The 6,291-nt window shown below is 60.5% G+C and carries 4 protein-coding genes and 1 pseudogene; 3 read left to right on the top strand and 2 right to left on the bottom strand.

Features of this window, described 5'->3' with window-relative positions; all coding sequences use genetic code 11:
- Nucleotides 1-719: pseudogene (locus ABR948_RS27490) on the top strand ((Fe-S)-binding protein); the annotation flags it as partial.
- 110 nt (nucleotides 720-829) lie between these two features.
- On the opposite strand, the gene urtA reads toward ABR948_RS27490, so the two are convergent.
- Nucleotides 830-2,116 (bottom strand): urea ABC transporter substrate-binding protein, encoded by a 1,287-nt coding sequence (gene urtA, locus ABR948_RS27485; RefSeq protein ID WP_428124117.1) that lies wholly within the window; start codon nucleotides 2,114-2,116, stop codon nucleotides 830-832.
- Nucleotides 2,117-2,573: 457 nt separating this feature from the next.
- On the opposite strand from urtA, the gene pdxR reads away from it, so the two are divergent.
- Complete coding sequence (pdxR, locus tag ABR948_RS27480; RefSeq protein ID WP_428124115.1) at nucleotides 2,574-5,162, top strand: MocR-like pyridoxine biosynthesis transcription factor PdxR; 2,589 nt, start codon at nucleotides 2,574-2,576, stop codon at nucleotides 5,160-5,162.
- Between the two features lie 354 nt (nucleotides 5,163-5,516).
- On the top strand, nucleotides 5,517-6,062 hold the full coding sequence (locus ABR948_RS27475; RefSeq protein ID WP_428124113.1) for a hypothetical protein: 546 nt from the start codon (nucleotides 5,517-5,519) through the stop codon (nucleotides 6,060-6,062).
- Nucleotides 6,063-6,173: 111 nt separating this feature from the next.
- On the opposite strand, the gene ABR948_RS27470 is transcribed toward ABR948_RS27475, so the two are convergent.
- The coding region (locus ABR948_RS27470) for a DUF2147 domain-containing protein (protein ID WP_428116376.1) at nucleotides 6,174-6,291 on the bottom strand (118 nt) is incomplete at its 5' end.

Raw genomic sequence — 6,291 nt, 5'->3', positions numbered from 1 at the left:
TCGAGATGTCCGGGCGGATGGGCGAGAACAGCATCGAGAAGCTGTCGCACTCGAAGTCCGGCCAGGTGATTTCCTGGTGTCCGAGCTGCTACGTCCAGTTCACGGAAACGACGTTGCCGACGGTCGAGCGCCAGCGCGGCTCGCGCCCGTTCGAGATGACGCCGTTCATCCGGTTCCTCGACGGCCGTCTGGCGCAACTGAAGCCGCATTTGCGACGACCGGTCGAGATGCGGGTCGCGCTGCATCGGCATCCCGGCATTTCCGGGGCCGTGGAAGCCGCCATTGAAATCCTCCAAGCCATCCCCGGCATCGAGCTGGTCGACCTGAAACAGCCATCGGTGGGCCTGCAGAGCTTCAGCCTCGCCGTGCTTCCGGCATACAAGCGCGAGCTGCAGCTCAACGAGCTCGAGGCGGCGCGCGAGGCGAGCGTCGATGCGCTGGTGACGGTCTATCATTCCGAGCATCGCGAGCTGTGCGCGCATGAGCGCGACTGGCCGTTCCGGATCGTCAACATCCTCGAACTGGTCGGCGAGAGCATGGGGCTCAAGCGCGAGGATCGCTACAAGCAGCTCAAGATGCTGCAGGATGCCGACCAGATCATCAGCGAATGCAGCGACCTGGTCGCGCGTCACGCGCTCGACCCCGTCAAGGCCCGCGACGTCGTGGTGAAGGGGATGCTTGGCGACCAGCCGCTTCCGCTGGCAGGTGCCCACGGCTAATTTTTCTCGCGACGAAGCGCTTACCGGTCCGGCCGCGAACAGGCATCTCCGGTTACGCCGACAATGTCGCCGTAACCGGATCGCACCCACAGTTCACGCGGCGAGGGAGATCAGTTCGCTGCGAACCGTGGTGAGGTGCAGCCGCCGCACACCCAGGGCCATGACCAGTCGGCGACCTTGCCCTTGTTGGCCTCGACATAGGGGCTCCATGCCTTCGGCGGCAACGCCTTGCTCTTGTGAACGATACTGAATTGGCCGTCGGCCTGGATCTCGCCGATCATGACCGGCTTGGCCATGTGGTGATTGCTGCCCATTATCACTTCAAAGCCCGACGGCGATTTGACCTTCTGGCCGATCATCGCCTGGCGAACCGCCTCGACATCGGTCGTGCCGGCCTGTTGCACGGCCTGTACCCACATGTGGAACAGGATATAGGCCGACTCCATGGGATCGTTGGTGACGCGTTTGGGGTTCTGGGTGTAGGCGCGCCACTTTGCGATGAACGCCTTGTTCTCCGGCGTATTCACCGACTGGAAGTAGCTCCAGGCCGCAAGATGCCCGACCAGCGGTTTGGTGTCGACACCAGCGAGTTCTTCCTCGCCGACCGAGAACGCAATCACCGGAATGTCGGTGGCTTTGACGCCCTGATTGCCGAGTTCCTTGTAGAACGGCACATTGGCGTCGCCATTGATGGTCGAAACCACCGCCGTCTTCTTGCCGGCCGAACCGAACTTCTTGATCGCCGCGACTTCAGTTTGCCAGTCGGAGAAGCCGAACGGCGTGTAGTTCTCCAGGATGTCTTCGTCCTTGACACCCTTGGTCTTGAGGAAGGCGCGGATGATCTTGTTGCTGGTGCGGGGATAGACGTAATCCGTGCCCTCAAGCACGAAGCGCTTAACGTCGCCGCCTTCCTTGCTCATGAGATATTCGACAGCGGGAACCGCCTTGTTGTCGGGCACGGAGCTGCCGTAGAAGATATTGTAGGACGCTTCCTCGCCTTCATATTCGAGCGGGTAGAACAGCAGGCCGTTGAGTTCCTCGAATACCGGCAACACCGACTTGCGGGACACCGACGTCCAGCAGCCGAACACGGCGGCGACCTTGTCCTTTGTCAGCAATTCGCGGGCCTTCTCGGCAAACAGCGGCCAGTTCGATGCGGGGTCGACGACCACGGGCTCGATCTTCTTTCCGAGCAGACCGCCCTTGGCGTTGACGTCAGCGACTTCCATCAGCATCAAATCCTTCAGGATCGTTTCGCTGATCGCCATGGTGCCCGACAGCGAGTGAAGGATTCCGATCTTGATGGTATCTTCGGCTCTTGCGCTATTCGAGCCACTGCCAAAGATGGCGAGAATGGCGGCCGCAGCCGATAGCCAGCGAATTCGTGCGGTACTCATGGGATCTCCTTTGGGTTCGAATTGCCGGGAGCATCGCGGCGCGGCTCTCGCGGTCAGTGCGGCAACGCTCGCACGAAGCAACAAACGGCCATGAGAGCCGCCGGCGGAAAATGCGATGGCTCCATTGGTTGGCTGAGTGTTAGGCGCGGGATTTCCCGGCTTGCCCAGGAGATAGACGACGCTGCAGGGTTTCGGGCAGAAGCTGCATGAGGCCTGGGCAACTCACGCGGCGACCGGGCCCAATGAGTCCAGTTGCTGCTAAACCGAGGGAGCCAGTCCAATTTGGTCAACAAACTGGCTGACATCGAAGGAAATCCCGTCAAAATCGACAGACTGGACTCATAACTGGTCCGGTCCTTGCTCCGGGAATGGACAGAGGAAGCCCACCAGGACGACGGCTGATATGCAGATTTCCGTTCTACTGGACAGGTCCCGGCCGGAAGCGTTGACGACGCAGATGGTGGACCAAATTCGCGAAGCGATCCGCTGCGCGCGGCTTGTTCCCGGGACGCGCCTGCCATCGTCACGCCGGCTTTCCGAGCAACTGGCGATCTCCCGCAACACCGTTGTTCGCGCCTATGACCTGCTGTTGATGGAAGGGATCGTCGAGTCGCGGCCGGCCTCGGGAATCTATGTCGTGGAACAGTCTCCGCGTAACAGCGCGGCGATCCCGTCGATGGCTGATCCGCGTGACTACGTCTTGCAGTCACGCATGCCCATGCCGCTGCGCCAGGGGCGGGCGCAGACCTTGCCACCTGTGCTCCGCAATCGCTTGCTCTACGATTTCTTTCCAGGTCGTCCCGGTGCCGAACTGTTTCCGCTGAAAACCTGGCGCCGATTGCTGCAGAGGAATCTGTCGCATGGCGGCGGAGCGGGCCTGACACAGTACGGAGATCCCGCCGGATTCCCGGCGCTGCGCACGGCGATCGCCAACCATCTGGCAGTGGCGCGCGGTATCGTCGCCGATCCAAGCCGTATCGTGATCGTCTCCGGAATCCAGGAAGGATTGACGCTTGCAGCGCGGCTGTATCTGGCACGCGGCGCGCTCAGTGTGGTCGAGGACCCCTGCTATCAGGGCGCCGCGCTTGTCTTCGAAGCCGCGGGCGCCGAGGTTGTCAGCGTGGCCGTCGATCAGGACGGGTTGATCCCCGATTATCTGCCACAGCGCCCGGCATCGCTGCTTTATCTGACGCCCTCGCATCAGTATCCGACCGGCGCAACATTATCGGCGGAAAGGCGCAGCGAGGTCATCGCTTGGGCCCGCCGATACGGCTGCTACATCATCGAAGACGACTATGATTGCGATATCCGCTACCACGGATCGCATCTTCCGCCATTGGCCGCGCTCGCACCCGACTGCACCATCCACATCGGGACGTTTTCCAAGTCACTCGGTGCGGGATTGCGCCTCGGCTATATGGTGGTACCGGAAAATATTGCCGAAGCCGTCTGCAACGAGAAACGTCTGCTCAACAACGGCAATCCCTGGCTGGAGCAGGCCACGCTGGCCGACTTCATGCACAGCGGCGGTTATGCCACGCACCTTCTTCGCGTGCGCTCCCATTACAAGCACAACCGTGACTGCCTTGTCGGCGCGCTGCAGCGCAACTTCGGCGATGTTCTGGTCGACGGCGAAAGCAGCGGCCTGCATGTTCTCTGGCATCTGCCGCCGGGTATCCCGGATGCCGTCACGGTCGAAGCGCTCGCGCTGCGTGCGCGGGTGGGCGTCTATTCGCTGTCATCGGCAAGGGTGCATCTCCAGCGACAAACCGCCCTGACCAGCCGGGCCATCATTCTCGGCTATGCCGCGCTGTCGCCGAAGCAGATCGAGAAGGGTGTGGCGCGACTGTCGGACGCCATCGACGACGCCATCGATGATCCGGCAACGGACATGACCGCATTATTCTCGGACCAGTTTGCGTTGCCCCGGGTGCTCTCGCCTGCGAAGCATCATCTGGCTCCACGACTTCGGCAACAACCGGCTCTACGCAATCCGCCATCCCGTCGTGCATTTTCGGGCAAGATCGTCGCACGACAAGGTGGCGCGCCAATGCCCGTTCTGAAGAATATCTATCGGTATCCGATCAAGGGCTTGAGCGCGCAGCCGCTGCTGCGGGTCGAATTGCAGGCCAAGAAGCCGTTTCCGCACGATCGCGTGTTTGCGCTGGTGCGTCCCGGGGCCCCGTTCGATACCAGCCATCCCAAATGGGGCAAAAAGGGACTGTTCGTGATGCTGATGCTCGAAGAGGCATTGGCGCGGGTCCACACCACCCTGGATGTCGAAACCCTGCAGCTGACGATCACGCAGGACAATCACCAGCTCATTGTTGCCGACCTCAACGACGAACAGGCGCGCGCCAGGGTCGAGGAGATCGTCTGGCAGCTGGTTCCCGCCTTGCGCAGCGCGCCGACGCTGGTTCGCTCGCACGACGGCCACTTCATGGACAAGCCGGACAATGTCATATCGCTGATCAATCTGGCGACCGTGCGCAGCCTCGAGGAGCAGTGGGGGATCAAGATCGATCCGCTGCGGTTCCGGGCGAATTTCTACATCGACGGCGCACGACCGTGGGAGGAATTCGATTGGGTCGGCGGCGACATCAGGATCGGCGAAGGGCTGTTTCGCGTCGACCGGCGTAACGGCCGATGTGGCGCCACCAACGTCAACCCTGAAACCGGCCGCCGCGATCTCGATCTGCCCGGCTCATTGCGTGCCGCTTTCGGGCACAAGGAATTAGGTATCTATCTTGTCGCCAGGGAAGGCGGCAGCGTGAGTGTGGGAGATTCCGTCGCCACGCCGGTGCCATCAGGTGCGAGCCATATGGCACGACCGCTCGCCGGCATGCGGCGATCGGGTCGCCAGCTTTTCATGTGCGGCGGCTGCTATTTCATCTACGACCAGTCCACCGGAATTCCTGACCAGTCGATCCCGTCCGGCACCCCCTTCGCCGCCATCCCCGCCACCTGGAGATGTCCGGATTGCGGAACCGACAAATCGACCTTCCGTCCCCACGTCGAGACGTCGCGTACGCCTGCCGCGATTTAGTTCATGCGATGCGTATTGTTGATGTTTCGTAACTGGTGATCCGACTTCGGTCGTTAGCGCTCTGTCGAGGTCAATGAGCGACCAACGCCGCAAGCCGCCGTCGCAAAACCTAGAAACTGTCAGGGGGGCTGGCTTCACTGGTGGGTGCCGGGCATCGCGATCCTGGCGATTCTATTTTGGACTTGGCTCTCGCTCAAAAAGAGCGAGTAGAAATGAATAAGGAAGGCGCCCGGGCGGGATCACGGCAGGGCGATCAGGTCTTTCGGTCGGCCCGGAAAGTGTGTATTGTTCACGATACAGTCCGAGGTTGATGCGGGGTAAACTCGGGTAGGGTGTCCAAAGCGGGGGATCGCTATGGATTCAAAAAGCAGCCGAGAAGCATTTCCGTTGTCAGCAGTCGCGTCAACGTTGGTCGTCCTTGCTCTTCTCTATTTTGGACTCATACTTCGCAACTGGCGTTACATCGAAGACATTAGGGCCATGGTTGCGCAGCTCGTTATGTTCGGGCTGTTCTCAGGTGCACTACTTTCCGTTCTGCCGTGGATGCGGTCGCGGAGCGCAATTACCGTTTTTGTCTTGGCTGCGTGTATCTCTTCAATCGCGATTATCATACATATCATCTTGATCCATGAGGTCGGGTTCGCTCCCGTACAAGGAGTCAGCAACCCGATTTCGGAGACGTTCTACAAACTGTTTGCCGGGGCGTCCGTTGGCCTCTTTGGGTTCACTGTGCTCTGTGGTTTCCATGCCTCAATTGCGTTGAGTGAGATAGTTATTACACGGTTGAACAATGATTCTTTGGAGAAAATTCAAAATGAACTGATGGTCAAAGGCGTCACTGCAATCGTCGGCTTGATTGGTGCAGTCCTCACCGCTCTTCTCGGTGGAAAAGGCGCCTAACAAGGGCTCTCGGATTCGCAACGATCTAAGAACCGCGAACAACCGGAGATTTGCCATTGCCGCGAAGGCAAGAGACCCGTTGGTGCTCAAGCCGTATCGCTATCCCAGCCGTCAGTTCAGACGGCTCCAGGTCTGGCCGCCGCAGAACATGCCGCCAAAGGCGCAGCCCTGGACGCGCAGGCTATCGGGGCCTTTCAACGCGATCGTGGAATCATAGGTGCTGCCGGTG

Source organism: Bradyrhizobium sp. (genome assembly GCF_050014615.1).
Taxonomy (GTDB): domain Bacteria; phylum Pseudomonadota; class Alphaproteobacteria; order Rhizobiales; family Xanthobacteraceae; genus Bradyrhizobium.
Note: the sequence above shows the minus strand (reverse complement) of the source record. Positions and strands in the feature narration are given on the sequence as shown.

Excerpts from the sequence above, each read along its gene's own strand:
- urtA (WP_428124117.1), bottom strand. The coding sequence starts at position 2,116 with ATGAGTACCGCACGAATTCGCTGGCTATCGGCTGCGGCCGCCATTCTC.
- pdxR (WP_428124115.1), top strand. The coding sequence starts at position 2,574 with ATGGTGGACCAAATTCGCGAAGCGATCCGCTGCGCGCGGCTTGTTCCC.
- ABR948_RS27475 (WP_428124113.1), top strand. The coding sequence starts at position 5,517 with ATGGATTCAAAAAGCAGCCGAGAAGCATTTCCGTTGTCAGCAGTCGCG.